The 19,753-nt window shown below is 64.3% G+C and carries 16 protein-coding genes and 1 pseudogene; 11 read left to right on the forward strand and 6 right to left on the reverse strand.

All coding sequences use genetic code 11. The features are described from left to right. Window position 1: 1 nt before the first annotated feature. The 5 genes and pseudogenes from nrdR to FRC98_RS01400 all read right to left on the reverse strand — a co-directional run bounded on the left by nrdR (window position 2) and on the right by FRC98_RS01400 (window position 2,400). Complete coding sequence (nrdR, locus tag FRC98_RS01385) at window positions 2-523, reverse strand: transcriptional regulator NrdR (protein WP_146979518.1); 522 nt, start codon at window positions 521-523, stop codon at window positions 2-4. Window positions 524-544: 21 nt separating this feature from the next. Further along, window positions 545-1,003 carry a ribose 5-phosphate isomerase B gene (gene rpiB, locus FRC98_RS22145; RefSeq protein ID WP_347342145.1) on the reverse strand — a complete coding sequence of 153 codons (459 nt, stop codon included), beginning with the start codon at window positions 1,001-1,003 and terminating at the stop codon, window positions 545-547. Between the two features lie 57 nt (window positions 1,004-1,060). Next, a pseudogene (locus tag FRC98_RS22150) lies at window positions 1,061-1,267 on the reverse strand (acyl carrier protein); the annotation flags it as partial. Between the two features lie 256 nt (window positions 1,268-1,523). Beyond that, on the reverse strand, window positions 1,524-1,712 hold the full coding sequence (rpmF, locus tag FRC98_RS01395) for a 50S ribosomal protein L32 (RefSeq protein WP_111727862.1): 189 nt from the start codon (window positions 1,710-1,712) through the stop codon (window positions 1,524-1,526). Between the two features lie 100 nt (window positions 1,713-1,812). After that, window positions 1,813-2,400 (reverse strand): YceD family protein, encoded by a 588-nt coding sequence (locus FRC98_RS01400; protein WP_146979520.1) that lies wholly within the window; start codon window positions 2,398-2,400, stop codon window positions 1,813-1,815. 189 nt (window positions 2,401-2,589) lie between these two features. Here FRC98_RS01400 and FRC98_RS01405 point away from each other — a divergent pair, with 189 nt between their 5' ends. Then, window positions 2,590-3,060, forward strand: coding sequence for an LEA/WHy family protein (locus FRC98_RS01405; RefSeq protein ID WP_146979521.1), 471 nt, complete (start codon window positions 2,590-2,592; stop codon window positions 3,058-3,060). A gap of 38 nt (window positions 3,061-3,098) precedes the next feature. Here the strand turns inward: FRC98_RS01405 and FRC98_RS01410 are convergent, their stop codons facing one another. After that, window positions 3,099-4,259 carry a hypothetical protein gene (locus FRC98_RS01410; RefSeq protein ID WP_146979522.1) on the reverse strand — a complete coding sequence of 387 codons (1,161 nt, stop codon included), beginning with the start codon at window positions 4,257-4,259 and terminating at the stop codon, window positions 3,099-3,101. A 489-nt stretch (window positions 4,260-4,748) separates the two neighbouring features. On the opposite strand from FRC98_RS01410, the gene FRC98_RS01415 reads away from it, so the two are divergent. The 10 genes from FRC98_RS01415 (at window position 4,749) to FRC98_RS01460 (ending at window position 19,731) form a co-directional block, all read left to right on the forward strand. Continuing rightward, window positions 4,749-5,741 carry a M23 family metallopeptidase gene (locus FRC98_RS01415; protein WP_230467159.1) on the forward strand — a complete coding sequence of 331 codons (993 nt, stop codon included), beginning with the start codon at window positions 4,749-4,751 and terminating at the stop codon, window positions 5,739-5,741. A gap of 47 nt (window positions 5,742-5,788) precedes the next feature. After that, complete coding sequence (locus FRC98_RS01420) at window positions 5,789-6,508, forward strand: glutathione S-transferase N-terminal domain-containing protein (protein ID WP_146979524.1); 720 nt, start codon at window positions 5,789-5,791, stop codon at window positions 6,506-6,508. A gap of 151 nt (window positions 6,509-6,659) precedes the next feature. Then, the gene (gene leuS / locus FRC98_RS01425) at window positions 6,660-9,248 is read left to right on the forward strand and encodes a leucine--tRNA ligase (protein ID WP_146979525.1); all 2,589 of its coding nucleotides are present in this window, start codon (window positions 6,660-6,662) and stop codon (window positions 9,246-9,248) included. A gap of 1,296 nt (window positions 9,249-10,544) precedes the next feature. Next, a complete protein-coding gene (locus tag FRC98_RS01430) occupies window positions 10,545-10,979 on the forward strand; it encodes a hypothetical protein (RefSeq protein WP_146979526.1) in 435 nt (144 codons plus the stop codon). 720 nt (window positions 10,980-11,699) lie between these two features. Then, window positions 11,700-12,101, forward strand: a complete 402-nt coding sequence (locus FRC98_RS01435; RefSeq protein WP_230467160.1) for a BlaI/MecI/CopY family transcriptional regulator — start codon at window positions 11,700-11,702, stop codon at window positions 12,099-12,101. Next, the gene (locus FRC98_RS01440; protein ID WP_146979527.1) at window positions 12,101-13,060 is read left to right on the forward strand and encodes a M56 family metallopeptidase; all 960 of its coding nucleotides are present in this window, start codon (window positions 12,101-12,103) and stop codon (window positions 13,058-13,060) included. Before FRC98_RS01435 ends, FRC98_RS01440 begins: the two co-directional genes overlap by 1 nt. A gap of 92 nt (window positions 13,061-13,152) precedes the next feature. Next, window positions 13,153-14,331: a TolC family protein gene (locus tag FRC98_RS01445; RefSeq protein ID WP_230467161.1), complete on the forward strand. Its 1,179-nt coding sequence runs from the start codon at window positions 13,153-13,155 to the stop codon at window positions 14,329-14,331. Next, window positions 14,328-16,043, forward strand: a complete 1,716-nt coding sequence (locus tag FRC98_RS01450; RefSeq protein ID WP_146979529.1) for an efflux RND transporter periplasmic adaptor subunit — start codon at window positions 14,328-14,330, stop codon at window positions 16,041-16,043. The genes FRC98_RS01445 and FRC98_RS01450 overlap by 4 nt, the downstream gene beginning before the upstream one ends. Before the next feature lie 9 nt (window positions 16,044-16,052). Further along, on the forward strand, window positions 16,053-19,169 hold the full coding sequence (locus tag FRC98_RS01455) for an efflux RND transporter permease subunit (RefSeq protein WP_146979530.1): 3,117 nt from the start codon (window positions 16,053-16,055) through the stop codon (window positions 19,167-19,169). Between the two features lie 154 nt (window positions 19,170-19,323). After that, window positions 19,324-19,731 (forward strand): VOC family protein, encoded by a 408-nt coding sequence (locus FRC98_RS01460; RefSeq protein WP_146979531.1) that lies wholly within the window; start codon window positions 19,324-19,326, stop codon window positions 19,729-19,731. Window positions 19,732-19,753 lie beyond the last annotated feature (22 nt).

Raw genomic sequence — 19,753 nt, forward strand, 5'->3', positions numbered from 1 at the left:
CTCAGTCCTTCGTCGCCGGCTCATCGGAGTCGTCGGAGTCGTCAGCAGCTGGCGAGGGGTGACGGTCGCGCTCAAATCGGTCGAGTTCGCGCAGCTCGTCGAGAAACTCGTCGATGTTATTAAACGCGCGGTAGACGCTGGCGAAGCGAATGTAGGCGACCGGGTCCAGATCGCGCAGCTCAGTTGTGATCGTTGAGCCGATCCAGTCGCTGGTGACCTCGCGGGCGCCCAGCTCGAGCATGCGTTCCTCGAAGCGGTCGACGACCTCCTCGATCTGGGCCACCGAGATGGGGCGTTTGCTGCAGGCCAGGCGAATGCCGCGCTGGATCTTCTGGCGGTCGTACTCCTCACGGGTCTCATCGCGTTTGACGACCTGCGGGAAGACCTCCTCGATCTGCTCATAGGTAGTGTAGCGCCGCTCGCACTGCAGGCACTCTCGCCGACGGCGAATCGCCGCGCCCCCGCGAGCCTGGCGGGAGTCCACAACGCGATCTTCGAGGTGGCCACAGAAGGGACAGCGCATAGCACGTCTGAGAAAAGAGGATCAGGAGTCGGTGTCGCCGCGCGCTTCCAGCTCGCTGATGCGCGCCACGCGGCGGCGGTGGCGCCCGTCATCGCCCGGATCGAAGGGTGTGGTCAAGAAGGCTTCGATGCACGCCTTTGCCATATCGGGGCCGGTCAGCCGCGCCCCCAGGCATAAGACGTTGGCGTTATTATGCTTGCGGGAGAGGGCGGCCTGCACCGGATTGGTCACCAGCGCGGCGCGGATGCCGTCGATCTTGTTGGCAGCGATCGACATGCCCACGCCCGACCCGCAGATCAGGATCCCCAGCGTGGCCTCCCCGCGCGCGACCACGCGGCCGACCCGCTCGGCGAAATCCGGATAGTCGACCGAGGCGCCATCGGAGGGGCCTAAGTCGCGCACCGACTTCTGCTGCGAGTGCAACCAGGCGCAGAGCTCGGCTTTGAAGTCCACGCCGGCATGGTCGGCGGCGATGGCCACATCGTCGACCTCCACCACCTCGCTCGGCTCGCCACGCAGGGGCTCGATCAGCGCCACAAGATCGCCGACGGTTTTCACCGACTCCAGCGCATCTTCGGGCAGCTCGCCCAGCCCGAAGACCTCTTCGACGCGCCAGACCAGGTTGACCACATCCAGGCTGGTCACGCCCAGATCTTCGGCGAAGCGGTCGCTGGGGCCAATCTCTTTTGCGGGGATCTCGAAGACCTCTGAGATCACCTCGATCACACGCGCTAAGGTCGACATAAGTTTCCGGGCGTTACGACGCCATGAGCCAGCGTTGAGGCCATGTCTGCTGTATTGAGAGCACCCTGAGCTAAAGCAACGCCTGCGCGTTGCGCCTTGCTCACATCACTCTCAATCTCGCATCCAGCGGCGTCACCATTGCCTCATGGCGTTAAACGCAGCGCGCCGGTAAACCCGCCCCCGTTAAACATTCGGGCGAGATCACCGGCGACAGCTGCTTCATCATCTTCAGGTCCGACCAGGTCGGCATGCGGGCTCAGTACTGCTCCCACACCTCAACGACCTGCTCTTCGCCGTAGAAGCCGCAGTCGGCGCAGGCGCGGTGCGAGCGCTTGGGCGCGTAGCACTGCGGGCAGCGCTGCAGCTTGATCGCGGTGAGCTTGTCGTGGTTCGCGCGACGCGAGCGCGTCTTGGCCTGGGACTTACGTTTCTTGGGCACAGCCATGGTAGCCTCCTCTCATGCTTCTTGTCTGGCGCAGGCTCCCAGCCCTTGCCTTCATCAAAATTGCCTTAAAGCCACCGACATCTGTCGGGGCCGGGGTCACTTATTCTTTGTCGTCGCTCTTGAGCTTGATCTCGCGCAACTTCGACCAGCGAAGATCGATGGAGTTGGCCTCATTGGCCTCCACCGTCTCTTCTCCCACATGCGCCTCGAAGGCCGCGTCACACGACGCTTTATCCTCCTCGGGGCACCGCGCAAAGGCGGGGAGCTCCAGAACTACGGCTTCTACGATGAGCGGGCGAAGGTCAATGATCTCTCCCTCGTAGAAGCTCACGTCGAGGTCGTCGGCACTTAGCACGATCTCTTCGCGATCGCCATAGGCCTCCTCCCACGAAGCGCGAGACATCAACACAAACTCCACCGAAGAGTCAAGCTCGAAGCGCCGCTCACGCATGCAACGGCCACACTCGTAGCTCAGCGCGCCCTCCACCTCGCCATGAAGACGCACGGTGGTCTCAATGAGCTGGGCGCTCAAGTCGACCTCAAAGGGGACGTCGTCGGCGGGGCGGTACCCGGTGGCTTCCAGGCCTTTGGCCAGCCACTCCAGCTCCTCAATCGGGGCTTCAAAACTAAGCTCGATCGGCTCGCCCTGAAAATCCAGGAGATCGAGCTCAAAATTGGCGCTGTTCATCGGGTGCCTCGGATGGTCTCAGGTGATGATCGATCGTGCGTTGCCCGCGGGCGCTGCGCGAAGGGCGGACCTTGTACCGATGGTGTGCACCGGCGTCAACGCGCTTGCTCTAACGGGCGATGATGACGCACCATTTCGCCCGAAGGTGCCGCCTGTTGCGATGATGTTCCAACTTGAAGGAGAAGACCCATGGTCGAACACGCCTCGTCACGATGGCGCGTGACCTCCGCGCTTATGATGCTTTTTTTTGGGGCGGTGCTGGTGGTGGGATGCGCCGCGCCGCGCGCCTCGGTGCGGGATGTGGAGTTTCGCTCGCTGAACTTAAGCGGGCTGAACTTCGGGCTGATCTTCGATCTTGCCAACCCCAACGAGTACGCGCTTCCGCTTCGGGAGGTGGACTGGCGCGTCGATCTTTTCTCGGCCTACCTGGCCAGTGGCTCCGCGCGCCCCGATCAGACGATTCCGGCCAGAGGCAGCGCCCGGGTCGATGTGCCGGTGTCGGTGCGCTTTGCCGAGGCGCAGCAGAGCGCCTCGCGCATCATTCGCGAGCCTGTGATCCCCTGGCAGGTCTCCGGGGCATGCCATTTTGAGACGCCGATCGGCAGCATCCCGGTGAGCTTCAGCGACGCCGGGCAGTGGGACAATCCGCTGGTGCGCTGAGCCTTATTCTCAAGTCTATAAAAAGAAGGGAGCGATCCTCAGAGCACGCCCTCGTCGCGCAACTTCCTCAGCTCTTCCTGGAGGCGGTGGGTGGCGAAGTCGACCCGGCGCATGCGATCGGCGTATTCGGGGTGACGCCCGGCGAAGAAGGCGTGGGCGTTGAGGTAGACGAGGTAGCCGGCCATCGCCACCTGGCCGCGGGCGGCGTGGGCGTGAAGCGTCTCGATGGTGTCGTGGGTGTTTTTAAAGGCGCGCTCGGCCAGAGCTTCGGCAAGCGCCACGGCGTCTTCGCTCAAGAGGTCTGCGGCCTCACCCCAGCGCTCGCCACGCCAGTCGCGGCGTTTGCGATCAAAGCGCTGGCGGGTGGCCTCGTCGCGCCAGCGGCAGCTCGCGTCGTAAAGTGGCGCGTAGAAGTCGGGGGTGCGGTGCACGATGTCGGCGTAGAAGGCGTAGAAGTCGCTCAGCTCCTCATCGAGCGCGTCGCGAAGCTGGCGCACCCGGCGCATCTTCCACCACTGCTCCAGGCGTCGGCCGAGGTCGCCGCTGACAAAGGCGCCGAGCACGGCCGCGGCGTCGAGGTTGCCGATGCGGTCGACGTCGAAGATCGCCGATCCCCGCTCCGATAGACCCAGCGCGGCACCCCAATTGCCGCCGCTTCGGGTATCCCCGCGCAGCGCCCGCCGCTGGCGGGCCTCCTGTGGCGAGGGCACGCCGCTGCCGGCGCGGCGCAGCACCGGCAGGTTGTCGTCTTCCGCTGCATCGCCAGCCGGCGTGGCATCGACCTCCAGCAGCCGGCGATCCTCATAGCTCAGCGCCGGCAGCTGGCGCCGGCTCCCCACTTCGCGATGTTCTGAGAAAAACTCGCCAATGGCCTCCAGGCTGTCTTCTAAAAACGCGTCGTAGCTGCCGTGGCCGGCCACCAGATCTTCCAGCCGCGACCACGCCCCGAAGATCGCGTCTTCGGTGGAGGGCAACAGGTTGTGGTGGTGCATCAGCTCCAGCGCCCAGCTCGACGCGCCGAGATCCCAGTACACATCAAAGATCGACACCCGGGTGTTGCCCACCGGCCGCGAGACGCGCAGCGCCTGGCGCAGCTTGGCGCGCTCAATGGCGCGGCGGCGCTGGCGAGCGGCCTGGGTGACCCCGCCGCCGGCCAGCAGCACCAGCGTGGTCAGTATGGCCAGGGTGATCGGTTCCATGATGTCCTAAGCGTGCAGAAGGGCGAATCGATGCATGCATCCCTACAAAACCCCGGATCGAAGGCGCGCGATGATGTCACCGGCGTTGCGGCGCTGTCAAAACGCCGCTCGGAGCAGGGCAATCGCAAAGTCCCACGAGGTTTTTTTATGGAGAACCCACCCAATCCGTAGGGAGGGGTCTTGTGCCCCTCCGGAACTCCCAAGGCGGGGACCCATAAGGGCTCCCCCTACGGTGGCGGGTGGTGGGGACCCACTTTGCGATTGCCCTGCCGCTCGGAGCGCCGTGGGTTGACGCGCCGGCGGTGCGGCACCATCATCCTCGCCACTCTGCACCTTGCGAGGTCTTCGGGCGCGGTCCGCTCGCGGGTGCACATCCAGAGTATGTCGTCGATGGTGAGGCGCCTCGGGGAGTTCGGGGCCGGCAGGTGATCAGCAGTGCGAGCAGTCGGGAAGTCTCAGAGCGCGGCGGCGCATCCAGGGTGGGAGCGCGTGGCAAAGCGCGGCCGCATCGTGGTGCTGCTCGTGCTGCTCGCGATTGTGGCCGGCTGCGCCACCTTTCGTTCGCCATCGCCGGTCTGCCTGGCCGGCGCTCAGCTCGACAAAAGCGGCATCTGCCGCAACCAGGTCACGCCCCAGCATAAGATCCCCTTTCGCGAAGGTTATAGCGCCGAGGTCACCCAGGGCTTTCATGGCTACACCAGCCATAAAGAAGATCTGGCCTTCGCGGTGGACTTCGCCTGCGAGGAGGGCACGCCCGTGGTGGCGTCTCGCGATGGGGTGGTCTGGTCGACACGCGGCGACTCCAACGTGGGGTGCTCCGATCCGGAGTGTGTGGAGGAGGCCAACTACGTGGTGCTCGACCACGGCGACGGCACCTACACCTCCTACTACCACCTGCAGCATTTCGGGGCGCTGGTGCAGCCCGGTGAGCAGGTCTGCGCCGGGCAGCTCGTGGGGCTCTGTGGCAACACGGGCTTCTCCAGCGGCTCACACCTGCATTTTGCCCAGAGCAACCTGGCGGGCGTAACGCTGCCGGTGCGCTTTGAGGAGGCGCGCCGGGCGGGCTACGCCTTTCCGCTGCCGCGGGCGACCTATGCCTCGCGCAACGCGCTCTCGTTGACCTGCGACGACACCGATTACTCCACGCTTCCGCGTGATGCGTTTGCCCACCAGGGCATCTTTTTAGAAAAGCGCCTTCCCACGGTGCTGGAGCTCGGCCAGGGCCTGGCCGGCCAGCGCATCGAAGGGGAGTACCGGGGGCGTTTTCCCAACATCACCATTCACCGCCGCGCGGTGGGCTCGGATCAGTGGGAGGAGACGTGTGTGCCGGTCGATGAGCGCGGGCGTTTTGATGCGCTGCTCCCCTGGGCTCCCGGGGAATTTGGAGCAGGCTACTACTTCTTCATGATCACCGGCAGCGACGCCGAGTGCGGCTCACCGGGCTGGGCCTGGTCCTACCGCGTGCGCGTCGACCGGCCCTGATCTTTGTTGAACCTCCCTCGTCGGCGCGCCTGCGCTCAAGGAAAGCGATGTCTGCTCTGAACAACGTCCACTCTCTGATGGTCTCGATGATGCGCGCGGGACGAGGCCTTTTTGTGACCTCGCATAACCGCGAGAACCCGCCGCGCCCCGCCAAAACGCTGGAGCTCTACGAGTATGAGGGCTGCCCCTACTGCCGAAAGGTGCGCGAGGCGATGAGCGAGCTCGATCTTGAGTTCATCAACCGCACCAGCGCAAAAGGCGATGAGGTCAAACGCGCTCGCGCCCTTGAACTCAGCGGCAAGATGCAGTTTCCGATGCTGGTGGACCCCAACACCGACACGGTGCTCCTGGAGTCGGAGGCGATCATTGCCTACCTGCACGAGCATTACGGCGATGGGCGCGGACTTCTCGACATTGTGACGAGCATGCCGAGCACGGTGGCCGGCTCCATGGCCACGATGCTGCGCCCGAAGGGGCTCCGCGTACGCCCGGGCTTTGAAACCCGCGCGCAACCGGCATCAACGCTCGTTCTCTACAACTTTGAGGCCTCGCCATTTTGCCGAAAGGTGCGCGAGGCCCTCAACGAGCTCAACCTCGACTACCACGTCAAAAACGTCGCCAAAGGCTCCGCGCGCCGCCCCGAGTTTCGCGAGCTGGCGGGGCGAGTGATGGTGCCCTACCTCATCGATCCCAACCACGATGTGGCGATGTTCGAGTCCGACGATATCGTCGCTTACCTCTACAAAACCTATGGCGCCGACGCCTGAGCGGGCGTAGGCCGGGGGGCCGGCGCTCCTTGCCCCCTCTTCGGGGCTGGGCTACACCTGCCCCGCAGCCCCCCGCGCCAGTGTGCGTGGGGCGCAACGATTGAGCTGTTCAGCTGGATTCAACCGCGACTTTTTCCAAACGAGCCCGAGCATGTCCGATTTTCGTCCCGATCAGATCGAGCCCAAGTGGCAGGCCTTCTGGCAGAAGAACAAGACTTTCAAGGTCGAAGAAGATCTCAGCAAACCCTCCTTCTTCGTGCTCGATATGTTCCCTTACCCCTCGGGCTCCGGGCTGCACGTGGGACACGTCGAGGGCTACACGGCTACCGACATCATGGCGCGCTTTAAGCGCGCGCGGGGCTTTGATGTGCTGCACCCGATGGGTTGGGATGCGTTTGGTCTTCCGGCCGAGCAACACGCCATCAACACCGGCACCCACCCGCGGGACACCACGGTCAAGAACATCGAGACTTTTAAGGGGCAGCTCCAGGCGCTGGGCTTTGCCTACGACTGGGATCGGGAGATCAACACCACCGACCCGGACTATTACCGCTGGACGCAGTGGATCTTCCTCAAACTCTATGAGCAGGGGCTGGCGTACATCGCCGAAGTTCCCGTGAACTGGTGCCCGGCCCTGGGCACCGTTCTGGCCAACGAAGAAGTTATCGACGGTCGCAGCGAGCGCGGCGGCCACCCGGTGATTCGCAAGCCGATGCGTCAGTGGATGCTCAAGATCACGGCCTACGCCGAGCGCCTGCTCGAAGATCTGGAGATCATCGACTGGCCCGAGCACCTCAAAGATATGCAGCGCAACTGGATCGGGCGCTCCCAGGGGGCGGAGGTCGACTTCAAGGTCGACGCCGGCTCGGCCAAGGGGCTCGACGCCAACATCCGCGTCTTCACCACGCGCCCCGACACCCTCTTCGGCGCCACCTACATGGTGCTCGCCCCGGAGCATCCCCTGGTGGATGACCTGGCCAGCGAGGCGCAGCGCGAGGCGGTCGACGCCTACCGCAAGGAAGCCGCGACCAAGAGCGAGCTGCAGCGCACCGAGCTTCAGAAAGAGAAGAGCGGCGTGTTCACCGGCGCCTACGCCATCAACCCGGTCAACGGCGCGCGTATCCCGATCTGGATCGCCGATTACGTGCTCTACGGCTATGGCACCGGCGCGATCATGGCCGTGCCCGGCCACGATGAGCGCGACTGGGAGTTCGCAAAAACTCACGGCCTGGCGATTGTGGAGGTGATCTCCGGCGGTGACGTCCGCGAAGCGGCGCATACCGGCGACGGCGAGCTTGTGAACTCGGACTTCTTGAGCGGCATGAAGGTCAAGGAGGCCAAGAAGAGCATCATCGCCTGGCTGGAGGAGCGCGGGCTGGGGCAGGGGACCATCAACTACAAACTTCGCGACTGGCTCTTTAGCCGCCAGCGCTACTGGGGTGAGCCCTTCCCGATTTTGCATCGCGAAGATGGCGAGATCGTGACGCTGCCGGAAGAGCAGCTGCCGCTGACCCTTCCCGATGTGGAGCGCTACCAGCCCAGCGGCACCGGTGAGTCGCCGCTGGCGACCATCGAGGACTGGGTCAACACCGTCGATCCGCGCGACGGCACCCCCGCGCGCCGCGAGACGAACACGATGCCGCAGTGGGCCGGCTCCTGCTGGTACTACCTGCGCTACATCGACCCTAAAAACGACGAAGCGCCGGTCGATCCCGAGAAAGAAAAGCGCTGGATGCCCGTCGACCTTTACGTCGGTGGCGCGGAGCACGCGGTGCTGCACCTCTTGTACGCGCGCTTCTGGCACAAGGTGCTCTACGATATCGGCGTCGTCTCCACCAAAGAGCCCTTCCAGCGGGTGGTCAACCAGGGGATGATCCTGGGCGTGACCTACCAGTACTTCAAAACCCCCGCTGGCGAGCCGGTGAGCTTTAAAGAGGTGGGCGATCGCCAGGATCTCTCGCCGGCCACCATCCCGGCCGACAAAGTGGTCTGGAAGAACGACGTTCCTTTCCACCCCGAGCACGGCGTGGAGCTTGAGGAGATCGTCGAGAAGATGTCGAAGTCGCGCGGCAACGTCGTCAACCCCGACGACGTGATTGCCGAGTACGGCGCCGACAGCCTGCGTCTCTACGAGATGTTCATGGGACCGCTGGAGCAGACCAAACCCTGGAACTCCCGCGGCGTGAGCGGCGTGCACCGCTTCCTCTCGCGCATCTGGCGTCTGATTGCTGGCGACGAAGGTTTGAGCGCGACGATGGTCGACGAGGACCCGACCGATGAGACCTTGCGCCAGCTGCACCGCACCATCAAAAAGGTCACCGAAGACACCGAGGAGCTGCGCTACAACACCGCGATCGCCGCGATGATGGAGTACGTGAATTTCCTCTATAAGCTCGACACGGTGCCGAAGAGCGCGGTCGCCCCGCTCGTGCAGATGCTCGCGCCTTACGCGCCGCATACCGCCGAGGAGCTCTGGGAGCGCCTGGGGAATGAGCCTTCGGTGATCAACGCGCCCTGGCCGGCGTTTGAAGAGAAGTGGCTTGAGGACGACTCCTACGAGCTTGCCGTCCAGGTGATGGGCAAGCTGCGCGGGGAGATCACGGTGCCCAAAGACGCCGACGAGGAGGCCGTGGTGAAACTCGCCCGCGCCAACCCGAAGGTCGAGGAGCATTTAGCGGGCAAGACCATTCGGCGCGTGATCTTTGTGCCGGGGCGGATTCTCAATTTTGTGGCGAATTGAGGCCTTCGGTGCAGGCGGCCGGGAACGTGTAAAGGGCGTCTGACGACCTTCGTGACGAGCGCGCAACGAAGGTCGAAACGAAAGTTCAACGAAGCCAGAATATGAACAAAAAACGCCGGCGGCCGAGAGGTCGCCGGCGTTTTTTGTGTGGCGCTTGTGATGGGAGGGTGGGCGAGCAATGGTGACGCGGGTGTGCCCTCGATCTGGAAAGAAAGTCTGGATCAGTGGCGTTGTCGAAGTACTGCGTGGAGACGTGCGCGTGCCTAGTTTTACGTACAGAGCGATCGGGTATCACGGATGCTCCCAGGAGAAGGCCCTCGCGGTGATGAGGGAAGGAGCGTGGCTACCATCGAAGAGCGGCTGGCTCGGTCCGGGAATCTATTTTTGGGATAACGACGAGAAAACCGCCGCGTGGTGGGCGAAGAGCGTTGCCGAACAACAGGGGCCAAGAGTCATGAAGGCGCAGATCGATCTGAGCGAATGTCTCGATTTGAGTACCGTCGTCGCTCAGAACACGCTGCGAAAAATTGCGAACTCAGTCGTCAGGTCGAAGAACAGCGAAGCCGCTCTAAGGGGATTGGAGGCTCGCGGATTCACGCGGGACGGCGCGCTCGTTCGATTGCCCAGGAGGCGTTGAAAGCCGCCGGCCGGCCGCCTGTAAAGGGCGTGCGGATTGCGGTACATTTGAAAGAGGGGCAAGTAACGACACAGTCGGTAGGAACTCAGTTGGTCGCGGGGTTTCGTATGGTGATCGTCGTTTTTGATCCTTCTATCATCAAAAAGTGCGAGGTTTGCGATGGCGCGTGACTTAGAAAAAGACTTCGAAAAAGCGTTGGAGGTTATCGAATCTGCGTCGGAGGATTGGATTGTTTCTGCATTGCACTCCTATGGGGCTGAATTGTCTGAACATCCCGAGGGACCGGTTCTTGGACGAGGTCTGAATCATGTGCCGTCAGCAGAGTCCGCCTTCACAGGGGTTGTGAAGGATCATTACGAGCGTCATTCAACGCACACTGACATGAATTTCCGACGGGCTTCGAACCCGCATGCCCTTGTGACTGTCAGGACGTGGAGTGAGATGCTGCGTTTGGAAGGAAGTAGCGATTCCTTTTATTGTGATGGCCCATCCTCCGTAAATCTGGTGCTGGAAGAGTCTACGAACGCGACGGTCATAAAGCGTGTGGTACCGAACCGTCCGTACGTCAGGCATAAGAATCACGGTAAGGGCGAGGTTACACAGGTCCGAGTCGTGGGGCGAAACGCTGCGGATGACGACGCTGATGAGGTTTATGCCTGATGGATAATGACTACTTGAGTCCGATTCAGCTCGTAGGGACTTCGCTTCGTGAACTTCATTTTAAGTTTTCGGAAGAGCGAGAGAGTTTTGACCTGAAAGAACTCGACTACAAACTATCGCTCCAGGGAGGCGTCGGGGTTGACGAGCACGATCCCAACGAGGCGATTACAACGTTTCGTGTCGAAGTGGAGTGGGAGGAGGGGGACGGACCCTTCGAGTTGCGTATCGAATACGCTGCGATCGCCAGGCAGGACGGAAGCCTGAGTCGCGAGGTGTTTGAGAAGCAGTGTCGGCTCAGCATCATGTCGGCGATTTTGAGTTATATGAGGCCTATGATCTCCAGGCTCATGGACGAAGCTGGCGAGTCGTTTCGCTTGCCGCTCATTGACCTTCGTCAGTTGGCCTCGAGCTCGACTCAAGACGACGATTCGTAGAAGGTGGTCGAGCGCAACGCGTTTTTTGTCGTGTCGCCAACGACTTAAGCTGCGAACTCAACGAAGCCAGACGATGAACAAAAAACGCCGGCGGCCGAGAGGTCGCCGGCGTTTTTTGTTCAGGGAATAGGCTAAAATACGAGATCGAGCGCCGTGCACGCGTTTTGGGAATCCAAAATGCGAGATTGGGCGTCGCGCACGCGTTTTGAGAACTCAAAACGTGAGATCGAGCGCCGAGATCGCGACGTCCCGGTTCAAAACGCGGGATCGAGTGTCGAGCTCGCGTCGTCCCGGTTCAAAACGTGAGATCGAGTGTCGAGCTCGCGATCAATTTGGACATCAACACGAGATCGAGCGTCGGGGACGTGTTTTGTATCGGAGACCCCGCAAGCCCGAGCGTCGGGGACGTGTTTTGTATCGGAAACCTCGCGAGCCCGAGCGTCGGGGACGTGCTTTGTATCGGAGACCCCGCGAGCCCGAGCGTCGGGGACGTGATTTTTTGCAATTCAACGCGAGCGCGGCGCTCGCGGTCGAGGTTTTTTGCGTTTCGGCTCGAGATCGGCACTCGCTCGTGGAGTTCATGCCCGAGCAGCAAGGGGGATTGGCAGGTGGGCGGGGCGCTTTTCAGACCGGAGGTACGCCCGTGATGGAAAGTCCGATTGACGCTCGGAGTTTCGGGGGGTACTCCGGAGGTGGTTTTTTTGACGGAGGAACATGTTTATGGCCCACGAATTACGCATGCCCCATCTTGCGCTGGGGGATCTGGAGCAGGCGGTGCTCGATGTGCTCTGGCGGGAGGGAGCGCTCAATCCCGGTCAGATGCATCAGGTGCTGGGAGAGGAGCGGGGGATCTCGGTGAACACGGTGTCTTCGGCGATGAAGCGTCTTTTCGATAAAGGCCTTCTGGAGCGGGAGAAGGTCAGCCACGCCTATGAGTATCGGGCGGCGGTGAGCCGCGCCGAGCTTCAGCGTCAGCTGATCGCGTCGATCGCCGAGCGCTTCTCCGGGGAGGAGCGCGCCGGGTTGCTGGCGGCGTTTGTCGACATCGCTCAGGCCGATGGTGAGGAGACGCTGCGACGGCTGGAGGCGCTGGTCAACGCGCGGCTGAAGGGCGGTGAGTGATGGCGGGCTTGATCGAGACGATGGCATTGGCCGGAGGCATGGTCGGGGTGTGGGTCTGGGCGGCGGTGGCGGTGATGCTGCCGGCGTTGGCCACGCGGCGTCCCGCGCTCGTTCGGGGTGCGGCGAGTGCGCGTCTGTGGCTCTACGCGCCACTGTGGGTGCCGGCGTTGATGCTCGGGGCCGCGTTGTTGCCGGGGATTGTGGGGAGTGTGACCGGGCATGGGGATCATTGCCTGGAGCATGTGACCCATCATCATCTCTGCCTGATTCATCCGCCGCATGTGGCGCATACCTGGTCGTTGTGGGGGCTCGCGCTGCTGCCCTGGCTTGGGGCATCGGTGATGGTGGGACGTCATCTGGGCGCGCTCAAAGGGGCGCTCGCCAGCACGCGCACCCTGGTGGGGGTGAGTAGGGCGCTGGGCGATGATTCGAAAGTTCGGGTGGTGGAGACTGGCGAGGCGGTGGCGTTCAGCGTGGGGCTCTTGCGGCCGGTCGTGGTGGTGAGCCGCGGGCTGGTCGAGGCGCTCAGTGAAGCGGAGCTGCGCGTGGTGCTGGCCCATGAGCGCGCGCATTGTGCGCGCCGCGACACGTTGTGGGCGCTGGCCGATCAGTGCGTGGCCTGGTTGCTTCCGGCGCGCGCGCGCCAGGTCCTGCTCGACGCCATTGAGCTCGGTCGAGAGCAGGCCTGTGATGCGCGCGCGGCGAATGAGGAGGGGAGGGTGCAGGTGGCCGCGACGCTCTTAAAGGTGGCGCGCTTGAAGCTCGCGACGCCGGCGGTGGGGCTCTCGCTGGGGGCGTCGTCGCTGGAGCTTCGGGTGGAGCGTCTGCTGGCGCAGAACGAGCCCGCTCGCCAGACGCACCCGGTCGGGGTGTGGTTGGCAGTCCTTGTCATCATGGGGTTGGGAGCCGGTCCTTTTCATGGCCTGATGGAGCGTGTGATCGCGCTCGCGTTGCACTGAGGTAAAGCGCTTTGAGTGATGTGAGACGACCTACGATGAGAAAAACTCCGAGGCTGGCTCGGTTTTTGGGGCCGGTGATGGTCGGTGTGCTGATGAGCGCGTCGGCGTACGCCCAGAGCTCCGCGCCCGCTGAGGAGGTGAGCGTGTCGGAGGCGGTGCGCGCGGCGCTGTCGCGGCCGCCGGCCGAGCTTTTGCTGGAGCGCCGCCTGGACGCCGCGCGGGCCGGCGTGGATGAGCAGACTCGCCGGTCTGCGCCCACGTTGAGCCTGGACTATGAGCGGGTCGGCGGGTCGACGGAGCTGGCGGCCTCGGAGTTCAGCGCGGTGGTTGAACAAAACTTCGATGTGAGCCGCTGGCGCACAAGGCTTCGCCAGGGGCTTACGCACCGGGAGCGCGCCGAGCGCGCCGAACATGAGCGCTGGCGTCTGGAGACGGCGCATCGGGTGCGCGTGGCGTTTTATGAGGTGCGACTTCATCAGGCGCGGCTGGCCGAGCATGAGCGCTGGCGCGCGCGCCTGGAGGAGGCGCTCCAGGCGATGCAGGCGCGGGTGGAGCGGGGGGATGCCTCGGCCTACATGAGCGGTCGCGTCGCGCGGGAGCTTGAACTTGCGGCGGCGAGTGAGGCGGCGGTGCGTAGCGCGTTGGAAGGGGCCTGGGCGGAGCTGACGTCCCATGCCGGCTGGGAGCAGCGGCCGGAGCTCGGTGGTGCGCTCGAACCCTCAAAAGGCGGCGATGCGGCCGAACCACGCTCGCCAGATCAGGCCATCCTGCAGGCGCGGATTCAGGCCCTGGGCGCGGAGATCGACGCCGTGCGTTCACCCTGGCTGCGGGACTGGACGGTGGGAGTGGGCTATCGCCAGGACCGGGCCGGCGCGTTGACGGGCCACGGCGTCATCGTGGCGCTGAGTCTGCCCCTGGCGCTCTGGAACCCCGACGCGCCACGCCAGGCCAGGCTTCAGGCTGAGCGCGCCGCGCTGCAGCATGAGCTGGAGCTTGTCAGCCAGCAGTACGAGCGCGCGCTGGAGGGCGCAAGGCAGCGTCGCCGTGTGGCGATGCAGGCGTTGCGTCCGGCCGAGGATGCGGCGGCCGACGCGGCGTTGACGCGCCAGGCCCTTCAGTCCTTTGAGGCCGGCGAGTCGTCGCTGGCCGAGCTTCTCGACGTCTATGAGAGCGAGCTCGAACTTCAGCTCGCAAGGATCGAACTACAGTGGGAGGCGCGCCGCGCCGACCTCGACTTGCAGCGCCTTCAGGGTGTGGGAGCGTCCCGATGAATCTCTCGTCTACGACATTTCTGGCCATCGGGGGGCTGCTTGCCAGTCTGCTCGTCGCGAGCGCCGTGGGGTGCCATTCCGGTGACGATCACGCGCATGGCGACGAACACGCGCATGGCGACGAACACGCGCACGGCGATGAGCACGCGCATGGCGATGATCACGCGCATGGCGACGAACACGCGCATGGCGACGAACACGCGCATGGCGACGAAGACGCGCATGGCGACGATCATGGCCACGAGGGTGCCAGCGAAACCGTGACGCTCTGGGGCGATGCGACGCAGCTCTTTGTGGAGTTTCCGGCGTTGGTGCGTGGCGATGAGAGCGCGTTTGCGGCGCACCTGACGCGTATGAGCGATCACCGCGCGTTGGAGGAGGGGACGGTCGTGGTGGAGCTCTCCGGCGGCTCAAGCCCCGCGGAGCGCTTTGAGGTCGATGGCCCGGCTCAGCCTGGTATCTTCCGACCGATTGTGACGCCGGCGCATGTAGGGCCGCGGGAGGTCAGTCTGCATATCAGCGCGCCCGGGATCGACGAGCACCATGAGCTGGGGCAGTTCATCGTGTTCTCCAGCCGCACGGGCGCCGGAAACGCCGCGAAACAGCACGGGGATGACGAGGGGCATGACGAGGGCATCTCCTACCTGCTTGAGCAGCAGTGGCAGGTGGCGTTCGGGGTGACGCGGGCCGACGATCGGGAGGTGCGCCCCACAATCGCGGCCTTTGCGCAGGTTCATCCGGCGCCGGGGGCAAGCGTGGAGGTCACCGCGCCGCGCAGCGGTCGGGTGGTGGTGGGACCGTCGGGGCCGGCGCAGCTTGGCGGGAACTATGAGGCCGGGCAGGTGCTTTTGCGACTTCGCAGCGCGCCGGGCGATGGCGCTGACGCGGCCACGCTCGACCTGGCGGTCGACCGCGCCCTGATCCGTCGCGACCGCGCCTCGCTGGAGGTCGAGCGCCTTACTCCCCTGGCCGAGCAGGGCGTGGTGCCCCGGAGCCGGCTTGAGGACGCGACCAGTGAGCTTGCGTCGGCCCGTGCGGAGCTGGAGAGCGCGCAACGTCGGCGCAGCAGCCTTACGCAGACCCAACGCCTGAGTGGCGGGGCCGACACCCTCAGCATCCCCGCGCCGATCGCGGGCAACCTCGCGGAGCTCTATGTGTCGCCGGGGGCCTGGGTGGAAGAGGGCGCGCCTCTGGCGCGCATCATATCGCCACACCAGCTGATGCTTCAGGTCAACGCGCCCCAGGCCTATCTGGATCGACTCGATGCGGTCTCGGGCGTGTGGTTTAAGCCCTCCGCAGATGCGGCGGTCATCGACTTGAGTCGCGACGCGCTCCTCGCCGTGGGGCAGGAGGTCGACGCGGCCACGCGCACGCTCCCCGTCTACTTCAACCTCGATGGTGGCGAGGTTGAGGGGGCGCGGCTTTACGCCGGGATGCACGTGCGCGCGAACCTGGTCAGCGATACGCCGCGCGTCGCTACGGCGATTCCGGTCTCGGCGCTCGTCGATGATAACGGCACCGAGGTGGTCTTTGTGCAGACCGGCGGGGAGTCCTTTGAACGGCGGGTGGTGCGTCTGGGGGCGCGTGATGGGGATTGGGTGGAAGTGACGCAGGGGGTGGAGCCTGGCGAGTGGGTGGTCAGCCGCGGCGCCTACGCGGTGAAGCTGGCATCGGCCAGCACCGAAACAATCGGTCACGGCCACGCGCACTGAGGAGAACCTATGATTGACGCGATGATTCGATGGTCGCTCGCCAACCGCCTCTTTGTGCTCGTGGGGGCCGCGGCGCTGATCGTGTGGGGGGTGCTGCAGATGCGGCAGATGCCGGTAGATGTGTTTCCGGATCTGACGGCTCCCACTGTCACCGTGATCACCGAAGCGCACGGGATGGCGCCGGAGGAGACCGAGCAGCTCATCACCTTCCCGCTGGAGTCGGCGCTCAACGGCGCGAGCGGGGTGCGGCGGGTGCGCTCGTCGACGTCGGTGGGCATCTCGGTGGTGTGGGTGGAGTTTGAGTGGGGGAGCGACATTTACACCGCACGCCAGCTGGTCGCCGAGAAGATCCAGCTCGTCGCGCCCTCACTACCTCCGGAGATCGATCCGCCGGTGCTCTCTCCCATCAGCTCGATCATGGGCGAGATCTTGTTTGTGGGGCTTCGCGCCGAGGATGGGGCGCATAGCCCGGGGGATCTTCGTACGGTGGCGGACTGGCAGGTGCGGCGGCGCCTGATGGCGGTGCCCGGCGTCTCGCAGGTGGTGCCGATCGGCGGCGATGTGATGCAGTACCAGGTGCAGGTGCGGCCGGAGAAGTTGGCCGAGCATCGCGTGACGCTCGAAGAGGTTGTGGAGGCGGTGCGCGCCACCAACCAGAACACCTCGGCGGGTTTTTATGAGCAGGGGGGCCAGGAGTATCTGATCTACGGGCTGGGGCGCGTGGGGAGCACCGAGGATATTGCCAACGCGGTAGTTCGCCCGGACCCGAAGGCGCCGCTGCGGGTGATGGATCTGGCCGACGTGGTGATGGGGAGCGCCATAAAGCGGGGTGATGCGGCGATCAACGGAGCGCCGGCGGTGGTGATGGGCATTCAGAAACAGCCCGGGGTCAACACGCTTAAGCTCAGCGAAGAGCTGGAAGCGGCGCTGCAGACGGTGGCGGAGGGACTCCCCGAGGGGATGATTCTGGAGCAGCGCCTGCTGCGTCAGGCCGACTTTATTGAGACCGCCGTCGACAACGTGACGCACGCGCTTCGCGATGGGGCGCTTCTGGTGATCCTGATCATCGGCTTCTTTTTGCTCAGCGGGCGAGCGACGTTGATCACGGCGCTGGCGATCCCGCTCTCGCTGGTCGTGACAGTGCTGGTGCTCTCGGCGATGGGCGCCAGCCTCAACACGATGACCCTGGGAGGCATGGCGATCGCGGTGGGCGCGCTGGTCGACGACGCGATCATCGACGTGGAGAACGTCGTGCGACGGCTGCGGGAGCGGGCCGCCGCCGGTCATCAGGGCTCGCTGCTCGAGACGGTGTACCTGGCCAGCAAAGAGGTGCGGGGCTCGATTGTGTTTGCCACGATGATCATCATCCTGGTGTTTTTGCCCCTCTTCTTTCTGCAGGGCGTGGAGGGCCGACTTCTGCAACCGCTGGGGGTTGCCTACGTCGTGTCGCTGGCGGCGTCCTTGCTGGTGGCGCTGACGGTCACCCCGGTGCTCTGCGCCCTCCTGTTGCCGGGGAGCCGCGCGGTGCGAGATGGCGAGGAGCCGGGGCCGGTGCGCTGGCTGCGCCGTCATTACGATGCGCTCTTAAGCCGGGTGATCGGGGCCTGGCCGCTGCTGGTGGGGTTGTCGGTGGTGGGTGTGGTGGTGGCGGCCGTGGGGGCGTGGAGCGCCGACCGCACCTTCTTGCCGGAGTTTAACGAAGGCGCGCTGACGATCTCGGTGGTCAGCTTCCCGGGGACGTCGCTGGCAGAATCGAACCGCCTGGGCGACCAGGTCGAGAGGATTTTGCTGGAGCAGCCCGAGGTGCAGGCGACCTCCCGACGTACGGGGCGCGCGGAGCTCGATGAGCACGCCCAGGGCATTCATGCCTCGGAGATCGATGTGCGGCTGGAGAAGAAGGAGCGCAGCGAGGCGGCGCTGCTGGCGGAGCTTCGGCGCCGGTTTGAGAGCGTGGTCGGGGCCAACGTCGTCATCGGTCAGCCAATCTCCCACCGCATCGACCATATGATCTCGGGGACGCGCGCCAACATCGCCGTAAAAATCTTCGGCGAGGATCTTGGTGAGTTGAGGCGGCTGGCCGAGGAGGTTCGCGCGCAGATGGAGGGAGTGCCCGGCGTAGTTGACCTGGCGGTGGAGGAGCAGTCGAACCTGCCGCTGGCGAAGGTGCATTTTGATCGCGATGCGCTGGCCACCTACGGGCTTCAGGTCGATGACGTGGCCGAGACGATTGAGACGGCGTTTTATGGCCGCACCGTCTCCCGGGTGCTGGAGGAGGGGCGCGCCGTCGATCTTGTGGTGCGCTATCCCGAGGAGGCGCTTGAGGACCTCGATGCCGTGCGTCAGACGATGATTCCCACCGCCGGCGGGGCGTGGGTGCCGCTGGAGGCGCTGGCCGACATCCAGCGCGACCGCGGGCCCAATCAAATCAGCCGCGAGAACGGTCAGCGCAAAATTGTGGTCATGAGCAACGTCGGCGAGGGCCAGGCGTTGGGGGCGGTGGTCGAGGAGGTGAGTCGGCGTGTCTCGGCAAACGTGGTGATGCCGCCCGGCTATTTTGTGGAGTACGGCGGGCAGTTTGAAGCCGCCCAGGAGGCCACACGCACGTTGAGCTGGCTGAGTCTGATGGTGGTGTTGGGCATCTTCCTGCTCCTCTACGTCGCGCTCTCCTCAGGCCGCGATGCGGGGTTGGTGATGCTCAACTTACCCCTGGCGCTGATTGGCGGGGTGATCGGGGTGTACGTCTCCGGGGGCGTGATTTCGGTGGCTTCGCTCATCGGGTTTATCACCCTCTTTGGCATCGCGACGCGTAACGGCATCATGCTCGTGACGCATATTCGCCATCTGGTCGAAGAGGAGGGCGTACGAGACCCACTCGAAGCGGTGAGCCGCGGCGCATCCGAGCGCCTCGCGCCGATCCTGATGACGGCGCTGGCCTCCGGGCTGGGGCTGCTTCCGCTGGCGCTGGCCAGTGGCGAGCCGGGCAGTGAGATTCAGGCGCCGATGGCGATCGTCATTGTGTTCGGGCTGATCTCGTCAACGGCGCTCAATATGGTTGTGGTGCCGGCGGTGATGTTGCGCTTTGGCTCGGTGGCCAGGGCTGTGCGTGGGGAGGATGCGAGGGCGTGAGTTGGGTGATGGCCTTTGAAGAGCTTTACGAAGTACCTTCAGCATGTTCTGAATACGTCTATTGGGTGAACATGCAGCCCGCTTCTGGTGTTCAGGTCTGAGCGCGTTCAACGTGTCAGATTTTGATGGTCATGATGCATTGAAAGGAGCCTCTATGCTCGGACTTCGCACCGTCATCTACCCCGTCGACGACTTAAAAGCCGCCACCGCCTGGTACAGCGAGGCTTTTGAGACCACCCCGTATTACGAGACCGAGCATTACGTGGGCTTTGACGTCCACGGCTACGAGCTTGGCTTGATGCCCGTCGCTGGCGATCTGGCGCCATCGCTGGGGGGCTCCGAGACGCTCTGGGGTGTCGAGGATATTCAGGCCTCGTTCAAACGATTGATTGAGCTCGGGGCGACCTCACTCGTCGAGCCCTGGAACACCGGTGAGGAGATCTGGGTGGCGTCGCTGGCCGATCCTTTCGGCAATCGGTTGGGGCTGATTTATAACCCGCATTTTCGAGTTCCGCAGGTGCCGAGCCTTCATGAACTTGAGGATGGTGCTGCGGACGAGTAGCCGAAGATGGCGAGAACGGTCG

The organism is Lujinxingia vulgaris (assembly GCF_007997015.1).
Lineage (GTDB): Bacteria > Myxococcota_A > Bradymonadia > Bradymonadales > Bradymonadaceae > Lujinxingia > Lujinxingia vulgaris.